Here is a 368-nt window from a genome sequence, read left to right as displayed (position 1 = left end):
AAGGTGAAATTTTGAATTTAGCAGGTGCTGGTTTGGTGAACCGTCCAGCCCTTGTCATGACGGCTTTAAGCCGTGAACAGCCTTCCCCTATAACTTTGACGGAGAAAATGATGGATTTGACAGCCATTGCCAGTGCACTATCGCTGGCAGAAGATGCTAAAGCGGATGAGGTTTTAGCAACGCTTAAAGCGCGCGAAAAGGAACGCGTGGAATTAAATGCCCAATTAACAAAAGCGCGAGAAGATTTAGCGCTTTTGCAAGAAGAGCAAAAAAACAGTGCCATTGAGAGTCTTTTAGATAAGACCATTGAAGAGGGCAAGATTTTGCCGGCTGCTCGCGAGGAATATCGTGCGCTCTGTAGCCTTGAA

The 368-nt window shown here is 46.2% G+C and carries 1 protein-coding gene; it reads left to right on the top strand.

Annotated features, from left to right (window positions below; genetic code table 11):
- On the top strand, nucleotides 1-368 hold a 368-nt coding region (locus ACFILY_RS08480; RefSeq protein WP_375673312.1), incomplete at both ends, for a phage protease.

This window comes from Bartonella sp. CL25QHWL (assembly GCF_042195335.1).
In the GTDB taxonomy this organism is placed as follows: Bacteria; Pseudomonadota; Alphaproteobacteria; order Rhizobiales; family Rhizobiaceae; genus Bartonella.
Note: the sequence above shows the minus strand (reverse complement) of the source record. Positions and strands in the feature narration are given on the sequence as shown.